The organism is Paraburkholderia sp. J76 (genome assembly GCF_905220295.1).
Taxonomy (GTDB): Bacteria; Pseudomonadota; Gammaproteobacteria; order Burkholderiales; family Burkholderiaceae; genus Paraburkholderia.
In genome coordinates this window covers 695112-713819 of sequence record NZ_CAJMZJ010000001.1, presented here as the reverse complement: position 1 = coordinate 713819, position 18708 = coordinate 695112, and the positions used below count along the sequence as shown (strand labels likewise).

Genomic DNA, 18708 nt, shown 5'->3' with positions numbered 1-18708 from the left:
GGCGTGCCGCCGCGGATGCATGCAGCGCGGCAACGCGCCTTGAGGCGGCTGTCCCGGTTGCGGCGGGCAGTCCTCATGCCTGCCGCTCCGTGGGGGGCACTGGGCGCTTGCGCAACAGGTAGTGCGCGACGCCCCACTCCTGTCCGCCGCTGTAGCCGAACAACTCGGCCACGGCCATGTAGAACATGCGCCAGCGCTGGAACGCGAGGCGCGCGTTGCCGCTTGTAGCGAGAAGCGCAAGCGCGTGCCCGCGCGCGGCATCGAGTGCGGCGAGCCACTGGTCGGCGGTGCGCGCGTAGTGGGTGCCGTCGATCCACCATTGACGCGTCACGCACAAATCGTCCTGGAAACGCAGCAGCAGATTCGCGGACGGCATCGTGCCGCCCGTAAAGAAGTGGCGGGACATCCAGTCGCCGGCGTCGCGCACGTCGAAGTGATAGGCGATCAGGCGGTGCGCGAACAGGTGGACGAACAACTGTCCGTCGTCGGCGAGCCAGCGTGCGATCTTCGCGAGCAGCAACCCGTAGTGCTTCATGTGCTCGAACATCTCGATGGAGAGCACCCGGTCGAAGTCGGCCTGGCCTTGCGCGAAGTCGAACGTCGCGACATTGCCGAACACGATGCGCAGGTTCGCGAGCCCCAACTCGCTGGCGCGGTGCTCGATGAACGCGCGTTGACCGTGCGAGTTCGACAGGCCGACGATCTGGGCGTGCGGATAGCGTTGCGCGAGCCAGAGCGCGAGTGCGCCCCAGCCGCACCCGAGATCGAGGATGCGTTGCCCGTCGGCGATCTGTGCGCGCGCGGCATAAAGCGAGAGCATGGCCTCCTCGGCTTGCGCGAGCGTTTCGTCGCCGCGCGGGTAGTAGCCGCACGAGTACTTCAGGCGCGGCCCCAGATGCGCCGCGAAGAACGCACCCGGAATCTCGTAGTGCTGCGCGTTGGCGGCCTGGGTTTCGATGGCGATCGGACTCGCCCGTAATTCGGCGATCAGCGTTTCGAGCGCTTCGGCGCGGCGTTCGCCGTCGTGCGCGTGTTCGTCGGCCAGGCGGCGTCGTATCAATTGGCGCATGCCCATGCGAATCAGCCAGTCGGGCAGCCAGCCACGCTCGCACCAGCGGATCGCGGCGTTCGTGTCATGGGCGCTGGCAAGCGGCGCGCCGTGCGATGGGGCGCCGCCAGGGGGCGGAGGCGGGGCAGTGACGTTCATGGTCGTTCGCGGGGTTCGTCCCGGTCGTGGGCGTCCTGGCCGTGATTTCGATGGAGGCCGGTGACGGGCGCGCTCGAACCGGCCGCGCGCCGCGGGGGCCAGGGGATGAAGGCGCTGGTCGTCGCCATGTAGTCGCGGTAGCCGGCACGCGTATGGATGAGCCGCGCTTCGAGCAGCGGCACGCCGGAAAGCTTGAGCAGCAGCCACGCCATCGCGCACGGCGGCACGAGCGTCAAGCTCCCCCACGGCTGCCCGATCGACCAGACGGTATAGGCGCACCAGTGCAGGGACTCGAAGAAATAGTTCGGATGGCGGGAGTAGCGCCACCAGCCGCGCGTGCAGACACGGCCGCGATTGGCGGGATCGGCGAGATGGCTCCGCAACTGGCGGTCGGCAGCGGCTTCGCCCGCGAGCGCCGCGAAGCCGACGCCCAACGCGGCGACGATGGCCACAATGGATGGCGCTTGCGTCTGCCAGGCTGGCACGAAGAAAGCAAGCGACAGCACGAGCGAAACGCCCGCCTGCAGCACGAAAAGGCCGAGGATCCGGCGCGATGCGGCGTCGCCCCACCGATTACGCAGCGCGGCGTAGCGCGGGTCCTCGGGCGCGCCATGGTTACGCCGCCATAAATGCACACCGAGGCGCAGCCCCCACGCGCCGCCGGCGAGCGCGACTGCCGCGCGGTTCAGCGGCGCGCCGCGGCCGGCCATCGCTGCGAACAGGGCGACGGCGCCGAGCGAGAAGGCCCAGACAGGGTCGATCATGCCCGCGTTGCGCGTGCGCAACTGAACGAGCCAGACCACGAAAAAGACGGCGACGAGCGCAGCAAAGGCGAATGCGGCAGCAGCAGTGACCGGCATGCGGGCTCCGTGAGGACACTGATGCCAGGAGATACGAGCGAGGAGCCGAAACGGATGCAGTCGCGGTACGGGAAATCTGACGGCGACGGACTGGCTGGCGCGTTGGACGAGAATGCGCGGGGCCAGGGGCGCGGCGTGTCAGGTCGTCTCGTGCATCGGCCCTGTCGCGACGACCGGACCGGTTGGCTGGCCGGTCGGCGAGCCGCCGGGCGGTTCGATGGAAACGGCCAGCACCGCGCGCGCGCTCAATTGCGCGACGATGCCGGGGGGCAGGCTCATGCGCGCGGGCGCGTCGACCGGGAAGACGCCGAGCGCGATCGGCTTTTCGCCCGGCGGGATCAACCATAGCTCGGTTGCGCGATCGGCGCTGACGGTCGCCTTCACAGCAGGCACGATGACCATTTCATCGCGCCGGAGATCGACGGTCGCGGTCCAGTGCGCAACGCCGTCGGGGCGTGAGAGGGTCGCCACCATGTAGGCGCCAGCGGGCGCGACGGCTACGGGCGCCGGGCCATGCGGCCCGCGCAGCGACACGACGTTGACGATCGCGAGTGCAATGGCTGCCGCGCTCGCGCCGACGCCCACCACGCGCCATACGCGCAAGCTGTTCCACCACCCGACCGCCGCCGGACGCTGAGCCTCGCGCGCGGGTTGAAAACCGAGGTCGCGCTCGATGCGCGTCCATACCCGCGCGGGCACGGCCAGCGGGCCAAGGTCCTCGGAGAGCGGCGCGAGGCGGCGCTGCCAGCGCTCGATCGAGGCGAACAGAACGGGATCGGCTTCGGCGGCACGTTCGAGCGCGCGGCGCTCGTCCGCATCGAGGACGCCGAGCGCATATTCGGCGCCGAGCAGATCGGGATCGTGATCGGCGGGCGTGCTCATTGTCCTAGACACGTTTTGAGTTGCATGAGACTGCGCCGGATCCAGCTTTTCAGCGTGCCGAGCGGCACGCTCATGCGCGCGGCCAGTTCGCTGTAGGTCGCGCCGCTGAAAAAGGCGTCGCGGATCACGCCGCGCTGCGTGGGCTCCAGTTGCTGCATGCAGCGCTCGAGCCGCAGCCGGTCCTCGCTGGCTTCGGCGCGCGCGGCGGGCGTGGGGGCTTCGTCGGGCAGCGCGTCTGCGACCGTGTCGTCGAATTGCGTCTCGCGTTGCTGGCGCAGGCGGTCGATGGCGCGGTTGCGCGCGAGCGTGACGAGCCAGGTCATCGCGCCGCCACGCGCGGCGTCGAAAAGATCGGCGCGCCGCCAGGCGGCCGTAAACACTTCCTGAAGCAGGTCCTCCGCTTCGCCGCGGTCGTGGACCATGCGCACGATCACGGCGAAAAGATGGCCGGACGCGAGACGGTAAAGTTCGGCGAAGGCCGTTTGCTCACCACGCGCAGTCGCTTCGAGCAACTCGCTCAGGCGCGCACGCCGCGCGGCATCCTGCGCGTCATTGCGCGAACTGCCGCGTAGCGGCGAAGCGGCATCGTTGTCGTTGGCTGCGCCGGTCGGATCGCTCATTTTGGGAACGGGGCGTATGAAGGCCACAGGCAGGAATGCAAACCAATATAGCATCGCCAGCTACAAGCGGGTCGCTCGGTGCCGGTGCGGACGGCAGGCGGCGGTATGATCGGCGGATGTCACAGGAAACGGCGGTGCCGCTTCGGGCCGGGGTGCCCATCCCTTTCAACGATAGCTCTGCGGACCGCTCGCCCGGCGAGCAGTCCGGCCACTTTCCTTACTCGAAGAAGGCGTCCTGGAGCAGCATGTCCTCAAAGAATGCGCCGTAGTTCAACTTCGGATGACGGATGTGAATCTCCAGCACCCAAAGCAGCGGCGACGGACAGAAGTCCACGTCCGCCATCGGGCCTTCGTAGATGGCTGCGTGGGGAAAGTCCGAGAGCCGGTGGCCGGAGAGGTCGAGATTCAACTCCCATCCCATCGCCTGCGCTTGCGAGACAGCGAACTCGTAGAGCACCTTCCCGGTGCTTGCGTCGCTGAGCCACTTTCGGCGGACGATATGAAAAAGTTTGCGCGCATCTTCGGCGCAACGCGTCATGTCCGCGTCGTTGCCGAAGACGAAAGTGTCCCCGCCATCTCCTTCCCATTTCTCGAATACGGGGCCGATGTCGACGAACATGATGTCGTTTTCCTTGAGCACGACGCCCGGCTCGGAATCGGCGCCGAATGTTCTGGTCGTGTTCGAGCCGAAGCGGACATAAACATCGTGCCAGCCGCGAAGCATCTTGTTAGCGGCGAGAATCTCCTTCGCGATTGCCACCGCATCTTCCTCGACCATGCCGGGCTGACAGCGCGCCGCGATCTCGTGGATTATCTTGCGCGTCTTGTCGCGCACCATGAGCATCGGCGCTTCGGAGAATTCGGCACCGACCTGTTCCAGTTGCACTTGTTCAAGCACTGCGTTCATACGAACGACTCCTTTTTTGTGTGATGGATCGACGGCAGGCGCATGGCCAGTCCGTCGAGTTCTGGGGTGATGCGTATCTGGCAGCCGAGCCGGCTTGACGGACCGGCTTCCGGGAGGCACGCGAGAAGATCGCGCTCGGTTCGGGAGCACGGCGCGGCGCGCTGTATCCACCCGGCTTCGAGTTCCACCAGACAGGTTCCGCACGACGCCTTGCCGCCGCATACCGACATGACGGGCAGCCCCGCGGTCTTGAGTGCGCTCAGGATCGACTCACCGACCCTCGCGGCAACGAACCGGCCGTCCAGGCTCAGCCGGACGGAATCCGGCTGAGCGGAGTCCGGCGCGCATGGTTCGGCCGCTATGTGCGCGGCGTCGCATGCCGCTTCGAACGCATCCGAGGTGAACGTGGCGACTGGATTAGCGGCTTCCGAAACAAAAATTCCGTAGGCATCCTGAATCATCCGCGGGTTGCCGCAGGCGAGCACATGCGTATGCGCGGGCTCACTCAGGGCGCGGGCTGCCGCGTGCTGCACATAGCCCGCCTGGCTGCCGGACAGAACCGGCACGAACTGGAAGCCTGCATGCGTCGCCTCCCAGGCGTCGAGCACGTCCGTGGCGTAGAAGTCTTTCTGTTCGCGTGCACCCCAATAGAGCGTGATGCGACGATGTCGGTTCGCGGGCAGGAACGCTGCGAGCATGGCGAGGAAGGGGGCCACGCCGGTTCCCGTCGCCAGCATCACGACAGGGCCGTCGCCGCTCGGGAACGCGAAAGTCCCGAGCGGACCCGTGATATCGAACTCGTCTCCGATACGCGCGCGGCTGAGGACACGGTCCGAGAACTCGCCACCGGGCCAGTGGCGAACGTGAAGCGCAAGCGAGTTGTCGGCCGCGGGAGCGCACGCCAGGGAGTAGCAGCGATGGGCGCCGCTGGATCGGCCAATTCCCACGTATTGCCCGGGCCGGAAGTAAAAGTCATCATCCGGCTTGAGGACCAGTTCCCGAACGTCGTCCGAGAGCCAGCGGATGGAATGCAGGGTTGCGCGCATGTTCATTGCTCGCCGAGTTGAAACTGCGCATGCATGCGCTCCAGATCCTCACGGATCGAAAGCGACGCGTGCGGCTTGCGCTTGTGGAACGACCCGACCCAAAGCGCTCCAGCAGCCAGGTAGGCGAGATAGGCATACGGGAAGTACTTGATCGGCGCAGGCGGAAGAGGGTAGACCGAGCCGACGGCGGGGATGAGCAGAAGCAGCAGCGAGCATGCGCACAGGAACCAGTCGCGGCCGCGCAGCTCACCGAGGCGCAGGAGATAGAACGGCGCGCTGAGCGTGATGAGCACGTAAGGCACGAGGAACCCGAATGCGGCCATGGTCCCCGCCCAGTTGAAGATATCGAGCGCCGCTTGATGGCAGAGGACGAGCGCGGTCGGAACAGCGAACGCGATGGCTGCCATGATCGCGACGGCAACGTGCGGTGTCGCATTCTTGTGGTGAGTTCCGGCAATCGCGCCGTGGAAAATGCCGTGGCGGCCCATCGCGAAGATGACTCGCGAACCCGCGTTGATACACGACAGGCACAAGGCGAAGAAGCTCACCATCGCCCCGACCGATAGCGGAATTTGCAGCAGTCCGACGTGAGCCATCTGGGCCATCACGTTCAACGGGGCATCGATCTGGTCCAGCGACTGGTGATAGCCGCGCGTGCCGATGATCATTGCGTAGGTCACGAAGACAAAGAACCCCCCCGAGATAATGAGGCTCCAGATCACCGCGCGCGGAATGTTGCGCAGCGGATTCTGCGCTTCGTCGCCGAACGCCGTGGCGCACTCGAAGCCGACCAGACTGAAGATCGCGACGACGACGCCCAACCCGACGTTGGACCAGGGAAGCTTCGAGACCGCGAACTGGGCGGTGTCGACGACAAAATGGTGTTCGGCCAGCACGATGACCGATAGCACCAGAATGAGCAGCATCGAAACGCCTTCGAGCACCAGCATCAGCATCGCCGAGAGCTGCACGTTTTTGTATGCGAGGTAGAACGCCAGACCGCCGCAGATCGCGAACAGCACGACCGAGGGGACGCTGAGACCGACCATGTCGAGAAGCTTGCCCGCGAAGATCGAAAAACCGGTGATGCCGGCCATCGAGATGCCGAGATAGGCCCAGATCAGCGACCATCCGCCGATGCCGCCTGACGTGAGTCCGAGGCCGCGGCAGATATAGCTGTACATGGAGCCCGACGAGGTCGAGCGCTTGGCGAACTGGTTCAGGTTCAGCGCGACGAACAGCAGCATGACGGTGCCGAGCACGTAGGAAAGCCAGCTCCACTCGCCGGTGTTTCCATACATGACGGGGATGATCAGCGCCGCCGTCATCGTGGGAGAAATCAAGGCAATGCCTTGAGCCAGAAGCTCGACAAAGCTTAGGCAGTTCGAGCGTAGTTGCGTGTGACTCATATCCAGCCCCTTTCGATGCACAGCCTGTGTTGTGGGTAGAAAACGTCGCAATAGGCAAATAGGCATTTCGATGAGGGGATGGTATGGTCGCGACTGGGCCAGATAAAACCTCCAGTTTTTTTATTTCCATGGGTCCAGTAGGAGCGCACGATGCTGAGAACGTGGGATCTGAAGATCGTGATCCAGCGCGAGGGTGGCCCGGTGGCGCGCCAGATCGTGCAGGCCATCATTCAGGAGATACGGCGTGGGCGCCTCACGCCCGGTGCGCCGTTGCCAGGCTCCCGGGAACTGGCAAAGGCACTGGATGTGAACCGCAAAACGGTGGTGCTCGCGTATGAAGAACTCTCCGCGCAAGGCTGGCTGACCTCGGAAAAGACACGGGGCACGTTCGTTTCCTCGGCGCTGCCGGAAAAAGGCATCGAAGCCATGAAGCCGGCGGACTCCGGCATCGCGCGCGATCTGGGTGTCAGGCTGGGGGGCAGCGGCCCGGACGTTCAATGCCTTTACGGGGAAGACGGCTACCTCACGTTCGACGACGGCGCGCCGGACACCCGGCTCGTGCCGGTGGCCGAACTGGCCGCCGCCTGGCGCAAGGCGCTGCTCGCGGCATCGCAGCGCAACCGGCTCGGCTACGGCGATCCTCGCGGCACGCTACGCTTGCGGCGCGAGATCCTCGGCATGCTGAGCAGCGAGCGGGGGATCACGGCGAACGAAGACAATATCTGTATCGTGCGCGGCAGTCAGATGGGCATCTATGTCGCTGCGCGCGTGCTGATTCGTCCAGGGGATTGCGTCGTGGTCGAGGAACTGACCTATCCGCCGGCACGCGAAGCGTTTCGCGCAGCGGGCGCCGAAATCATCACGGTCGGGCTGGACGAAGAGGGGCTAAAGGTCGATGAACTGGAAAAGCTCTGCTACCGCAAGCGCGTGCGCGCTGTCTACGTGACGCCGCATCATCAGTTTCCCACCACGGTTCTGCTGCCCGCGGCACGGCGCATGCGGATGCTGGCGCTCGCCGAGCAGTTCGATTTCGCGATCATCGAAGACGACTACAGCCACGAATATCACTTCACCCATCGGCCGATGCTGCCGCTCGCGAGCTTCGACCGCAGAGGCAAGGTCGTCTATGTCGGATCGATGTCGAAGCTGCTTACGCCGTCGCTACGCATTGGCTACCTGATCGCGCCGCAACAGTTCATCGATCGCGCGGCGGGGGAAGTCACCATCATCGACCGGCAGGGAGATCCTGCAACCGAGGCGGCGGTCGCGGATCTGCTGTCCAGCGGTGTCATCCACAGTCATACGAAAAAGGTGATGAAGATTTACGCCGAGCGGCGCGATTTTCTCGCACGGCTGCTCGCGACGCATCTCGACGAACAGCTCTCGTTCGAGCTTCCCATTGGCGGTCTCGCGCTCTGGACGGTCTGCAAGCAGGACATCGACATGGCCGCGCTTCAGGACGCTGCGGCTCGCGAGGGCGTTCGGTTTTTGCCCGCCGGCCATTTTTCCTCGAAACATCGTTCTCTGCCCGCTCTGAGGCTAGGTTTCGGCAGTTTGAATGCCGAAGAGTTGACGGATGGCGTAAATCGCCTGCAACGGGCGTTTCTGGCGGCTCTGTCGCAATAACGCGTTCCGTTATGATGCGTCGCCGTGAGCGCGCCACGCCTGGCTGAGCGCCTGGAAAGCCATCTGCCCGATGCCGGGTAGCACGGTTTCGTTGGCGGAAACGGCTTCGCCCTCGGTGAATACCGCGAGTGTATAGCGCAGGCCCTCGGGCGTCGCAACGTGAAGCGCGTCGTGGCGGCGGTAGCTCGCGAGCGGGTCGCGCGTCCAGCCGGTCCAACCTGCTTTCGACCGTACCGCAACGTTGGCGGGCAACCGCTCGGCAAGATAGCCGCGCACCTGCGCGCCCGGCGTGGCGGCGAACGCCGCGTCGCGCGGGCGCAGCAGTCGTTCGGCCATGCGCGCGGCGGCTGCGGGATTGACCATCGCGCCGTCAAGGATGCGCGCGAGCATCGAGGCGGCCGCGTTGGACGTGAGGCGGTTATGGTGGTTCTCACCCCGCCATTTCACGAACTCGGCTTCGCGGCCATAGCGGTCGTCGTCCATAAGCTTTTGCGCGATGTTGATGCCCGAAAACTCTGGCAGTCCTAACGACTTGAGCCAAACGTTGATGCCGTCGCGGCTGGCGGCCCACTGCGCCATGGCGTCGGGCGCCAGCTCGATGTCGCCCGTGGTGCGCGTGTAGTGGTCGATCAGATAATTGGTAGCGGTGTTGCTCGACCAGCGGATCATGTCGCGCATGGCTCGCTCGATCTCCGGCGAATCGCGCAGCGCGCCTTCGGCAAGCGCTGCCTCGACGGCGGCCATGATGAATATCTTCACGACGCTGCAAGGGTAGAACGGCACGTCGCCGCGCCAGGCGTAGCCGCGCCACGCGAGCGGCGCTATGCTGCCGGCGTTGTCTTGAGGATGCACGAGCAGCGTGAGCGCGAAGCGGTCCGCCGCGAGTCCGGCGCCGGAAAAGCGCTGCACGGCGTCGCGCACGAGGGCTTCACCGAGCGCGTCGAGAGTAGGGGTGCGTTCGAAGAGCATAGGGCAGTTCAGGAAGGACGATGCAGATGGACCGGCGCGAGTGCTGCGCCGGTGGAGGAAAGCGGCCGGATGCAGCGGACTTCGTGAAGTCCTCCGTGCTCGCTGTGTTCTGCGCTCGCTTCGAGCGCGGGGCGCGCGGCCTTGCAGGCGTCGACAGCCTGCGGGCAGCGCGAAGAGAAGCTGCACCCCGTGGGCGGATGGAGCGGATCGGGCAATTCGCCCGTCACGCCGGGCGTGCGCTTGCGACGTGTCGGGTCGGGCAGCGGAATCGCTTCGAGCAGCCCAAGCGTGTATGGATGGCGTGGCGCTTCGAAGAGCGCGTCGGCGCGCGCGGATTCGAGCACTTCGCCCAGATACATCACCGTCACGCGGTCGCTGATATGGCGCACGACATTCAGGTCGTGCGCCACGAACAGGATCGCGATTCCGAGCTTTGCGCGCAGGTCTTCGAGCAGATTGATGATCTGCGCCTGCACGGAGGCGTCGAGCGCGGAAACGGGTTCGTCGGCGATCAACAGGCGCGGCTCGACCGCGAGCGCACGCGCAATGCTCACGCGCTGGCGTTGGCCGCCGCTGATCGCGTGCGGCATGCGATCTTTCAGTTGCGGCGCGAGGCCGACCATGAGCAGCAGTTCGTCCACGCGTTCACGGCGTTCGGCGGCGCTCGCGGCGAGGCCGTGCACGAGCAGCACTTCGTCGAGCATCTGGCCGAGCGTCATGCGCGGATTGAGCGACGCGTACGGGTCTTGAAACACCATCTGGATATTGCGCGCGCGAGCCTTGCGGTCGCCGCCTGCGGCGAGCGCGCGCCCTTCCCAGCGCAGCTCGCCGGAATCGGGCGTTTGCAGCCCCGCGATCGTGCGGCCCAGCGTGCTCTTGCCGCAGCCCGATTCGCCTACCACGCCGAGAATTTCGCCGGCCTTCACGGAGAGCGAGACGTTGCGCAGCGCATGCAGTTTCAGCGGCTTGCGCGCGCTCAGGAGGTCGCGCGCCGCGCGCGGCTGGCGAAACGTCACGCTGATGTCGCGGCACTCGAGCAACGGCGCGAGCGCGGCCGCGTTCGAAGACGGAAAACTCGTGGTCATGCGATTTCCTCGATGCGGATGCAGGCGCTCGTATGTCCCTGCGCCACGCTCACGAAAGGCGGTTGCGCAGCCGCGCAGGCGGGCACCGCGTGCGTGCAGCGCGGGTGGAACCGGCAGCCCGGTGGCGGCGCGCCGAGATCGGGTGGCGCACCCGCAATGGGCTCGAGGCGCCCGGCGCGGCGCGCGTGCGCGGGCAGCGCATTGAGCAGCGCGCGAGTGTACGGATGCGAAGGGCGCGCAAAGAGTTCGACGGTCTCGGCGCGCTCGACGATACGGCCCGCGTACATCACGGCGACCTGATCACAGGTTTGCGCGACCACGCCCAGATCGTGCGTGACGAGGAGGACGGCCATGCCGGTTTCGTCGCGCAACTGCACCACGAGTTTGAGAATCTGGTCCTGAATCGTCACGTCGAGCGCCGTAGTGGGCTCGTCGGCGATCAGGAGTTTGGGGCGGCAGGCCAGCGCGATGGCGATCACCACGCGCTGTCGCATGCCGCCGCTCAGCGCGTGCGGGTAGTCGTGAATGCGCCGCTCGGGCGCGGTCACGCCCACAGATTTCAGCAGGTCGATGGCCTGTGCGCGCGCCTGGCGCGCGGTGAGCTTCCAGTGGCGGCGCAGGCCTTCCTCGATCTGCGCGCCCACGCGCATGGTGGGGTTGAGCGCCGTCATCGGATCCTGGAAGATCATCGCGATCTCGCGGCCGCGCACGTCGTCGAGCGTGCGCTCCGGGGCGCCCACCAGTTCGCGCCCGCCAAAGCGCAGCGACCCTTCCGTGCGCCGCGGCCGCGCGCCGCCGAAGAGCTGCACGAGCGAGCGGCACGTCACACTCTTGCCGCTGCCCGATTCGCCCACCAGGCCGAATATCTCGCCGGGCCGCACGCTGAAGCTCACGCCGTCCACGGCGGCGACCGTGCGCTGCGCGTCGCCGAAGCTCACGCGCAGGTCGCGCACCTCCAGCAGCGGTGGTTCGGTCATCGTGGTCTGGGGCGTCATCGCTTGGGCCTCAGCAGGTCGTCGAGCCCGTCGCCGATCAGCGTGAACGTCATGCCGATATAGACGATCGCAAGCCCGGGGAACACGGAAATCCACCAGCCGTCCTGAATGAAGGTGCGGCCTTCCGAAATCATGATGCCAAGCTCGGGCGTGGGCGGCTGGATGCCGAGTCCGAGAAAACCGAGTGACGTGACGGCGAGAATCGTCAGGACTACATCGGACATCATGAACACGATGGCGGGCGTAATCACGTTGGGCAGCACGTGGCGCAGCATGATGCGCGCGTGACTGTAGCCGAGCACGCGCACGGCCTGCGTGTATTCGAGGCGGCGCACGAGCAGCACCTCGCCGCGCACGATGCGCGCGAACGAGATCCACACCACGAGCGAGAACGCCAGGTACATGTTCCCCGTGCCAGGCCCGAGCGCGCCCACGATGCTGATGACGAGTACATAGAACGGAAACGCCCAGAGAATATCGACGAGCCGCATGATCACGCGATCGACCCAGCCGCCGAAGTAGCCCGATACGAGGCCGATCGCCGTGCCGATCACGAAGGGCAGCGCCACGCAAATCGCCACGACCACGAGATCTGTGCGCAGCGCCACCAGCACGCGCGCGAGGACGTCGCGACCAAGCTCGTCGGTACCGAGCAGACTGCCCGCGCCGGGCGCCTGCAGCGACTGGCCGAGATCGACGGCGAGCGGGTCATGCGCCACGAGCGAGGGACCGAACAGCGCCGCGAGCACGAGCACGGCCAGCATGGCTAGACCCACTTGCAAGCTGTGGCCGCGCGTGGCGCGCCGTGCCAACCGGAAGGTAGCGGCGAGCATCATGACAGGCTCACGCGCGGATCGATCAGCGAGTACGCGACGTCCGCCAGCAGATTGATGATGACCACCAGCACCGCGAACACGACGGTCAGGCCCTGCACCATCGGATAGTCGCGCGTACCGATCGAGGAAACGAGCAGCGAGCCCAGGCCCGGAATGCCGAACACGGTTTCGATCACGACGGTGCCGCCGATCACCCAGCTCGTGTGCACGGCGAGCACCGAGATCGTCGACATGAGCGAATTGCGGAACACGTGTTTCCAGAGCACGGTGGCGTTGCGCAGGCCTTTGGCGCGCGCCGTGTCGACGAAATCCGCGCCGAGCACGGCAATCACCGAACTGCGCAGCGACTTGATGGTGAGCGCCGCGGTGCCGAGCGCGATCACGATGGCGGGCAGCACGAGGTGCCAGAGGTGGCTCAGCCAGCCTTCGCCATAGCCCGATACGGGAAACAGCGGCCACTGGATCGAGAACAGCAGCACGAGCAGAATGCCGAGCCAGAAAGGCGGCATGGAGAGCGCGACCACGAACACGAGCTTCACGCCATGATCGAACGCACTGCCGCGCTTGAGCGCTGTGAGCATCGCGAGCGGCACGGTGAGCGCGAGCGCCATCAGCGTGCTCACGCTCACGAGTGCGAGCGTAGGCCCGAGCCGCGCGAGGATGAGAGGTGCGACGGCGCTGCGATAGGCAATCGACTGGCCGAAGCTGCCGCGCAGGAGATCCGCGAGAAACTGCAGATACTGCTGCCACAGCGGCCGGTCGAGGCCCAGTTGCGCGGTGAGGGAGGCAATGTCGGCCGCGGTGCCGCGGCTGCCCAGCATCAGCGTGGCGGGGTCGCCGGGCAGCGCGCGCAACAGCAGGAACGCGATCACCGTGATGCCAAGCAGCACCGGCACTAGCTGTATCACACGCGACACGCAGAATGCGACGAGTTTCATGAGGTTTCCCGCTGGAGTAACGACCGTGGCCGCATGCGGCGCATCAGTGCATCACAACATTCTTGAGCGAATAGTTCGAGGTCGGCAGCACCTCGAATCCCGTCACGTTGCGGCGGTATGCGTAGGGCTCGGTGGGCGTGTAGAGGAAGACGAACGGCGCGCCGTCGTGCACGCGCTGCTCGATCTCCTTGAACATCTTGCCGCGCGCCTCGCCGTCGGGCGTCACGCGCTCCTGCGCATAGAGTTCGTTCACGCGCTCGTCCTTCCATTGCGTATGAAACGCGTTCGCGCGCTCAGGATTGACCGCAGTGAAGCCCGTGAGCTGATCGGGGTCGATGGTGTCGCTCGTCGCATAGCTGAGCGACATTTCATAGTTGCCGGCCTTGGTCGTGCTGAACTGCGTGCTCGCCTCGATGGTCTGCAAGTCGACCTGTACGCCAATCTGTGCCAGCTCGGCCTGCAAGGCGCTCGCCACCTGGCGCGCCACGGTGTCGCCGCCGGGCACGAGCATCGAGGTCTTGAAGCCGTTGGCGAGATTGGCCTGCGCTAGCAGCGCCTTTGCCTTCGCGACATCGTGTGGCCAGGGCTGCAACTCCGCGTTGTTGTACGCCATCACCGGCAGCGACGATGTGGCCGCGCGCCCATTACCGCGCAGAATGCCCTTGATGATGCCGCTCTTGTCCACCGCGAGGTTGAGCGCCTCGCGTACGCGCGGGTCGCCGAACGGCGGCTTCGTCGTATTCAGTTGCACGAGGTCGATGCGGAACACGGGCGCGCTCTGGACGGCGATATTCGCGTCCCGCTTGAGACCGTCGACCTGGTTATACGGAATGCCGACGATGGCATCAAGCTCTCCCGCCTTCAGCTTCAGCACGCGCGCGTTGTCCTCGGGCACGATCTCGACGCTCGCGCCATCCACGGAGGGCTTGCCCTTTTCCCAGTAGTACGGGTTCTTCTCGAACACCTGGCGCTGGCCGCGCGCCCAGCTCTTGAGCACGAACGGCCCCGAACCAACGGGATGATCGAAAAACGCCTGACCTTGCTGCTCCACGAGCTTCTGCGGCAGGATCGAGGCGCTGAACATGGCGAGGTTGTTGAGCATCGGAGTGAAGGGCTTGTCGAGCTTCATCACCACCGTGTGGTCGTCCACGGCGCTGTAGCTCGTGATCGGCTTGAAGAAGCCGGCCCACGACGATTTTTCCCCGGCCGCGCGCTTGAGCGAATACACCACGTCGGCGGCCGTCACGGGCTGGCCGTCGGAAAAGCGCGCGTCGCTGCGCAGTTTGAAGCGGAATTCCTTGCCGTCGGGCGAGACGGTCCACGACTCGGCCACGCCGGGTTCGAGCCGCTTGCCGTCGCGGCTCGGGCGCACGAGCTGGTCGTAGATCAGCAGCTCGGTCCAGATGGATGGGTTGTCGCTCGAAGCAATGGGGTCGAGCGTAAGCGCGTCGGCGCGCACGCCGAGGCGCAGCGTCGCGGCGCTGCCGTCGTGCGCGTACAGCGACGACACGAGCGCGAATCCGGCAAGGCTCGACTTCAAGACGAGAGAAGTACGGTTCGTGACGGGCACAGGCCTCTCCATGAGTGGGTACGTATGGCCTGAGTGTCGAAGGGACAAATTTTGGCGTCAAATCACAAGATCACCCCAATGCATAACCTTGTGTTATATGTTGCGGGATCAACGAGAGGGGAATGCGCCATGCGCCTGCGCCATATCGAGGTGTTCCACGCGATCCGGCAGACCGGCTCGATCAGCCAGGCCGCGAAGCTGCTGGGCGTCACGCAGCCGGCCGCGAGCAAGGTGTTGCAGCACGCCGAACGCACGCTGGGCTTCAGGTTGTTCGAGCGCGTGAAGGGGCGCCTCTATCCCACCGTCGAGGCCGATATTCTTTACGTCGAAGTGGACCGGCTGCACCAGGGCCTCGACCAGCTCAAGGCGCTCGCCGTGAATCTGCGGCGCTATCCCGAAGGGCGGCTGCATGTGGGCTGCCTGCCCAGCATGGGACTTTCGATCCTGCCGCGTGTGATACGCGCGTTTCGCGAACGCTATCCTTCCGTGACCTGCGAGATCGAGACCAATCACCTCGACGCGCTGGTTTCAGGACTGCGCAGCCGTCAGCTCGATCTTGCGGTAATTTATGGCGAGGAGACCTTTCCGGATCTGCGTTCACAGCCGCTCGGCGAATGCGAGCTGGTGTATCTGGGGCCGCAGGCGGGCGGAGATCTCGCGCTGGAGTCGCTGTATGGCGAGGAACTGATCGGTATCGTGGCCAACGACAGCATCGGCCGCATCATCGCGGGGCGCTTCGCGCAGCTCGGCGTGAAGCCGAAGCCGCAGATCGAAGTGCAAACCTACTACGTGGCGTGCGCAATGGCGGCGGAGGGCTGTGGCGCGACGATCGTCGACGAACTCACGGCGCGCAGCATGCAGCGCGAAGGCCTGCACATCCGCCGGGTGCGACCGGCGATGACGGTGCCGCTTGCGGTGCTCACGCACGAGCGCAACGTGATACGCGGCTTCTATGACGGCTTTACGGCACTCTTGAAGGAAGCAGTGGGCCGCCCCCATTCCCATGCGAAATGAGTGCGCTGCCGCTCTCAGCGTGCGCTGCGGTTGCGCAGAGGCATGGAGATCCAAAAATGGCAGCGCCCCGGCATGGCGCGCCGCAGCCGCCATGCAAGAGCAGCCGTGAAACCTGGGAACCCGTGAACGTCAGGTTTTTGCCGCCAGCAGATGCGAGACCTGCAGATCGAGGCCTTTCCCGATCAGCACGAAGACGATGGCGCCGGCTGCACATACGAGTCCGGCGATTGCCCACGGCGAGAGCCGGTAGAACCAGTCGAAGCGGCTCGTTCGCGCCGCATCGACGATGAGCCCGGAATCCTCCGAAGGAGTCAGTTTCGCGAGGCGCTCATTGAGAGAGCGGATGATAGCGGCACGCTGGGAGGCGCCTTCACGCGCATACCGGCCCTGGAAGCCCAGGCCGAGAACCGTGGCATAGCACTCGAGCAGTTCCACGTTGGGCGGCGTTTCACGCATGCGCACGGCGAGGCGGCTGTACACCTGTTCTCCCGCATCGTGTTCGCCGTAGCGCTCCACCTGCAACGGTGTCGCTTCCCACAGTTGACGGCTTTCCAGCGGCAGATGGGCGAGCACCATTTCGTCGAGCAGGCCACATTGCATGTAGAGTGCGTCACGTGCGACGTCAACAGGTACCTTGCGCGCATCCACGGCCGCGGCAAAGTCGTCGGTCAGCTTGCGACACTGTGCCCGCAGGTCCTCGACGTCGTTCGTCGCGGCGCCCTGCGCCAGTTGCGAGGTTTCGAGCGCAGTATTACGAAGCAGGGCGGAAAGCGGAAGCGGGCTGCTCGTTGTCATTTGTCGCCCGCCGACGTCAGTACAGCGTAGAGCTCCAGCGATGCTTCAGGAATCGCTCCCGGCAGATAGATCTGGCACGTACGCGCAGCGAGCATCCTTGCAAACACCGGATCCTTCGAGTCGAGCGCAAAGTACTGATTCTCAAGCCGTACGGGAATAGCAGCGGGAACGCGTTGTACCGGGCGAAGCGGCACGCCGGGGAGCGCGGAGTTGACGATATGGGCCACATCGTCCGGTGCGCCAATCTTGCACAGTCGCGGAATCCGATCGACCAGATCGAAAGCCGGCATTGCCGCATTGACCGACAGGTACCAGTCGGCGCCTTCGAGCAGACGATCGTCGTGGAACTGTCCGCTCCAGTACGTCGGGCCTTTCTTCAGCAGCCCGATTGGCACGACGCGCGACGGAATGACGGCGTTAAGCAGATCTCGAATCAGGTCCTCGAGTTTCGAGAAGACCTCGTCCTGGCGGTCATGCTCGTACGCTGGAATCTCGGCAAGATTGACCCTCGTCGAGAAGGTCATCAGCGCGCCAGTGAGCCGCGCGAGATTCTGATAGAGCCGCTCGGGCGGCTGGTACGGGTGGCTCGCGAGAAAGCGCAACTCAGGCCATTGCGTATTCAGGCAATTGAGGAGCCAGTAAAGCGAGACGTCCGCCACGCCAAACTCGGCAACGTTATCGATGCGCTCGCTGCGGCGCGCGGCCAGTGCAATGCTTTTGGCCTCGAGGATGTCGGCGATGCGGGAAACCCGTTCCTCGTGGCGCGGATGACCGGAGAGCGCGAGGCAGGGCGGCACCCAGTTATGATCGACCTCGAATACGCCACGCTGACCGCGAACAAGCCGGAAGATCGGACAGACCAGATAGTCCGCGTGAGATTCGAAATCGAAGAGCAACTGGAGCGCGTGGCGCTCGACAGCAAGTTCTGCGTCCGTCGTGCCGTGCAGGTCAGGCACCTGCGCGTATTCGCGGTAATAGCGGCGCGGGCGCGAGGCCGTTTCCCCTTCAACGCGGCAGTTGTTGCCGACCGCGTCGAGCAATGGGAGGCCGACGTACACAATCACGCTCTGAACGTCTGGCCCAACGTCGCGTCCGAGATCGCGGGCCGGCGGTAGCACGTCAGCAATCGACGTGTCGATGGGCGTGCCATCGGAGAAGCGCATCTTGAGGGCGGTGAGCTTTGCGCGCCCGTTGACCAATAGCTCCTCGTCCACGCCAACGTTCAGTACACCCCACGGTTCGGCGACGGCGAGCGGGGCGAACTGTTGCTGGGTAAATTCCCACCAGCGCCCCAACTGCTGGAAGTGATGCGGCGAGAGTACAAGGCCCTCTTGCCAGAGCGGTTTGAATGTCCGCATATTCTTACCAATGCAATGAAGTTTTACAGAACATCAGGTGGCGGATTTTAAACACACGCGCTTGCATGTCGTCCAGCGATTAATGTTACACGCATACATATCGAGAATGAAGAAGATCCTTATCAAGCGCGTTTCGGCTGACGACATATCTCAAAATAATCGAATGCGCAGGCATTGCAATCACACATCCACTGATGCGTATTGGGTTTTCTATGAAAATTATGATATGAGTCAACAAGGTATGGCCTTGTCGTCGAACTGATACCGCTGCTTTCATGTAATCGCGCTTTTTGCACAGCGTCGGAAGAAAAGTCAATCAGAGAACTCCGTATTTGATAATAAATAAAGATATCTGAGATTAAGTCCGAGTGCCTTCAAACCCAATTACGACAAATCCCCTTTGACGAACTGAGAAATAAGGGTTCTAATGCAACCCGGATATAGCGAGTGAACAATCTTGCCTGCCTGAGATGAATTATCTGGAGCATGTAGGAATCCTAATGGCACGCAGTACCTGATAGCCGGGGATGGTCAGGCACCTGCTGCGCCTGCCGGACGGGCACCAGCCACGGTGGGTTTGAGCGACCACTT

The 18708-nt window shown here is 64.7% G+C and carries 17 protein-coding genes; 2 read left to right on the top strand and 15 right to left on the bottom strand.

The annotated features are described in order from the left end of the window. Positions 1–73 precede the first annotated feature (73 nt). The 7 genes from U5768_RS03225 to U5768_RS03195 all read right to left on the bottom strand — a co-directional run bounded on the left by U5768_RS03225 (position 74) and on the right by U5768_RS03195 (position 6931). Positions 74–1207, bottom strand: coding sequence for an SAM-dependent methyltransferase (locus U5768_RS03225; protein WP_322028924.1), 1134 nt, complete (start codon positions 1205–1207; stop codon positions 74–76). Further along, complete coding sequence (locus U5768_RS03220) at positions 1204–2067, bottom strand: DUF1295 domain-containing protein (RefSeq protein ID WP_322028923.1); 864 nt, start codon at positions 2065–2067, stop codon at positions 1204–1206. The genes U5768_RS03225 and U5768_RS03220 overlap by 4 nt, the downstream gene beginning before the upstream one ends. 138 nt (positions 2068–2205) lie before the next feature. After that, complete coding sequence (locus U5768_RS03215) at positions 2206–2949, bottom strand: anti-sigma factor domain-containing protein (RefSeq protein WP_322028922.1); 744 nt, start codon at positions 2947–2949, stop codon at positions 2206–2208. Further along, complete coding sequence (locus tag U5768_RS03210; protein WP_322028921.1) at positions 2946–3569, bottom strand: sigma-70 family RNA polymerase sigma factor; 624 nt, start codon at positions 3567–3569, stop codon at positions 2946–2948. The genes U5768_RS03215 and U5768_RS03210 overlap by 4 nt, the downstream gene beginning before the upstream one ends. A 217-nt stretch (positions 3570–3786) precedes the next feature. Continuing rightward, positions 3787–4476, bottom strand: a complete 690-nt coding sequence (locus U5768_RS03205; RefSeq protein WP_322028920.1) for a M24 family metallopeptidase — start codon at positions 4474–4476, stop codon at positions 3787–3789. Beyond that, positions 4473–5522: a flavin reductase family protein gene (locus U5768_RS03200; RefSeq protein ID WP_322028919.1), complete on the bottom strand. Its 1050-nt coding sequence runs from the start codon at positions 5520–5522 to the stop codon at positions 4473–4475. The genes U5768_RS03205 and U5768_RS03200 overlap by 4 nt, the downstream gene beginning before the upstream one ends. 2 nt (positions 5523–5524) lie before the next feature. Next, positions 5525–6931 (bottom strand): APC family permease, encoded by a 1407-nt coding sequence (locus tag U5768_RS03195; protein ID WP_322028918.1) that lies wholly within the window; start codon positions 6929–6931, stop codon positions 5525–5527. A gap of 201 nt (positions 6932–7132) precedes the next feature. On the opposite strand from U5768_RS03195, the gene U5768_RS03190 reads away from it, so the two are divergent. Continuing rightward, positions 7133–8557 (top strand): PLP-dependent aminotransferase family protein, encoded by a 1425-nt coding sequence (locus U5768_RS03190; RefSeq protein ID WP_322028917.1) that lies wholly within the window; start codon positions 7133–7135, stop codon positions 8555–8557. Positions 8558–8566: 9 nt separating this feature from the next. Here the strand turns inward: U5768_RS03190 and U5768_RS03185 are convergent, their stop codons facing one another. The 6 genes from U5768_RS03185 to U5768_RS03160 are packed head-to-tail and all read right to left on the bottom strand — an operon-like array spanning position 8567 to position 14950. Then, positions 8567–9526, bottom strand: coding sequence for a serine hydrolase (locus U5768_RS03185; protein ID WP_322028916.1), 960 nt, complete (start codon positions 9524–9526; stop codon positions 8567–8569). 8 nt (positions 9527–9534) lie between these two features. Further along, entirely contained in the window at positions 9535–10611 is a 1077-nt protein-coding gene (locus U5768_RS03180; protein ID WP_322028915.1) for an oligopeptide/dipeptide ABC transporter ATP-binding protein, read from the bottom strand. Beyond that, entirely contained in the window at positions 10608–11588 is a 981-nt protein-coding gene (locus U5768_RS03175) for an ABC transporter ATP-binding protein (RefSeq protein ID WP_322028914.1), read from the bottom strand. Before U5768_RS03175 ends, U5768_RS03180 begins: the two co-directional genes overlap by 4 nt. A 14-nt stretch (positions 11589–11602) precedes the next feature. Then, on the bottom strand, positions 11603–12442 hold the full coding sequence (locus U5768_RS03170) for an ABC transporter permease (RefSeq protein WP_322028913.1): 840 nt from the start codon (positions 12440–12442) through the stop codon (positions 11603–11605). Continuing rightward, complete coding sequence (locus U5768_RS03165) at positions 12439–13380, bottom strand: ABC transporter permease (RefSeq protein ID WP_322028912.1); 942 nt, start codon at positions 13378–13380, stop codon at positions 12439–12441. The genes U5768_RS03170 and U5768_RS03165 overlap by 4 nt, the downstream gene beginning before the upstream one ends. 43 nt (positions 13381–13423) lie before the next feature. Beyond that, complete coding sequence (locus U5768_RS03160) at positions 13424–14950, bottom strand: ABC transporter substrate-binding protein (RefSeq protein ID WP_322028911.1); 1527 nt, start codon at positions 14948–14950, stop codon at positions 13424–13426. 129 nt (positions 14951–15079) lie between these two features. Between U5768_RS03160 and U5768_RS03155 the strand changes: the two genes are divergently transcribed. Next, positions 15080–15964 carry a LysR family transcriptional regulator gene (locus tag U5768_RS03155; protein ID WP_322028910.1) on the top strand — a complete coding sequence of 295 codons (885 nt, stop codon included), beginning with the start codon at positions 15080–15082 and terminating at the stop codon, positions 15962–15964. A gap of 129 nt (positions 15965–16093) precedes the next feature. Here the strand turns inward: U5768_RS03155 and U5768_RS03150 are convergent, their stop codons facing one another. Beyond that, positions 16094–16759 carry a DotU family type IV/VI secretion system protein gene (locus U5768_RS03150; RefSeq protein WP_322028909.1) on the bottom strand — a complete coding sequence of 222 codons (666 nt, stop codon included), beginning with the start codon at positions 16757–16759 and terminating at the stop codon, positions 16094–16096. After that, a complete protein-coding gene (tssK, locus tag U5768_RS03145; RefSeq protein WP_322028908.1) occupies positions 16756–18117 on the bottom strand; it encodes a type VI secretion system baseplate subunit TssK in 1362 nt (453 codons plus the stop codon). The genes U5768_RS03150 and tssK overlap by 4 nt, the downstream gene beginning before the upstream one ends. Positions 18118–18708 lie beyond the last annotated feature (591 nt).